At 53.2% G+C, this 1521-nt stretch carries 1 protein-coding gene and 1 pseudogene; both read right to left on the reverse strand.

The genetic code is table 11. The features are described 5' to 3' along the window. Nucleotides 1–202, reverse strand: a pseudogene (locus tag BN93_RS15390) (conjugative transposon protein TraN); the annotation flags it as partial. A 38-nt stretch (nucleotides 203–240) separates the two neighbouring features. Further along, nucleotides 241–1521 (reverse strand): conjugative transposon protein TraM (gene traM, locus BN93_RS15395; protein WP_232211211.1); only part of this gene is annotated, 1281 nt, incomplete at its 5' end.

Raw genomic sequence — 1521 nt, forward strand, 5'->3', positions numbered from 1 at the left:
AATCGACATAGCGCACGGCAGAGGGGAAGATGATATGTACTGTCTTGTCGTAGGTGATTTCCAAGCCGTGAGGCGGTATCATCCGCTCAAAGGTGATTTTGCGGGTCAGCCCCTGATAGAGGTCTCCGCTTGAAGTCGTTTCCTGTGCGTTGGCACAGACTGCGCCCAGCATCAGGGCGATGGCTAAAACTGTTCTTTTCATTTTTACTTTGGATTAAAGTGGTGAATAATAACTGTGAATTACTTGTTTTCGGGTTGATAGAGCAGAACCTTGTAACCTGCCTTCAGATGCACCTTGACGGTGCGCATTTTCTTGGCAAAGTATTGGCTCGTTCCCTGTATCAGTCCCTTGCCGAGGTCGGCGGCAAGCTGTGCCCCCGCATCGGTGGAGATGTTCACGCTGCTGCCCACGGATGTCCCCATGTTAGCGGCAATCTCCTTGGCGGCATTACGCTCCATCGATCCGGGAATGAATATCCCCGCCTGTCCGTCCGTATCATAGACCGACAGCTCCACGGGAATGATGCTTCCCCGATACCCCAAAGAGGAAATGATAATGGAGAGTCGTTCGCCCTGCAACTTTGCCGTTCCCACGACAAGGGCATTTCGTGGAATCTCCCTGCCCGATACCGACATCGGCTCCAAGAGACGGAAACGTACTGTCTGCCCGTCCATGACCGTCTGATTGTTATGCACACAGGCTGATATGGTGTTTCTATCCGTCTGCGAGACAGTCCCGATAGCGGTTTGGAATAGATAGTTCCTCTCCTTGACATATTCGGAGCGGAAAGTCGAGTCGCTCATCGGCTGTGCCAGAGCCGACACCACTTGACCGCTCACCTGCCTGACAGGAAACGCTATCGCCTTTCCATTGCGACCGGAAGAGACCACTTTCCTTTCGGAAGCCGTCTCACTCCCCGAAGTCGAAGGAAGAGCAGCGGGAACGGACTGCCCCTTGCCTCCTGCGGGCATATACTTGGCTGCCAGCTGATAGGATTTTTCAAGCAGAGCCATCTGGTCGTTCACGGTTATAGCGGGCGACTGTTGTTCATTACTCATACGACTTTCCAACTCCTTCAAACGGGTACGCATTTCCTCCTTTTCCGGATCTTCTCTCGGCATCTCATAGAAACTGCCGAGCGTGCGGTTGATGTCCTGATAGGCTGATGCAGAGGCGTGGAATCCCTCTTGCGGAGCAGCGGTGCGAGAGCCGAAGCCGTTGTCTCTTTCCGACAAATCCGTCTTCAAGGCCAACTCTTCGGAACTCTGCACTGGTTGCCCTCCTGTCATCTCCCCGAACATGGAACTGAGGCTTTGCATGGCACGACTTCGTTCCTGCTCCTTCTGTTCCATCATCTCCTTTTCATAGGCTTTCTTCTTGTCGCCGATGAGTTCCGAGGCTTGCGGATCCGGTACTTCCGTGTTGAACCCCTTCGCCTGTTTCTCCCCTTCTTTCTCCGATGGAGCGAAGATGAGCCACATAGAGCCTGCAAAAAGCAGAAACATCAGGGGGTAAATGAT

Source organism: Prevotella conceptionensis 9403948, from assembly GCF_000312305.1.
GTDB classification, from domain to species: Bacteria; Bacteroidota; Bacteroidia; order Bacteroidales; family Bacteroidaceae; genus Prevotella; species Prevotella conceptionensis.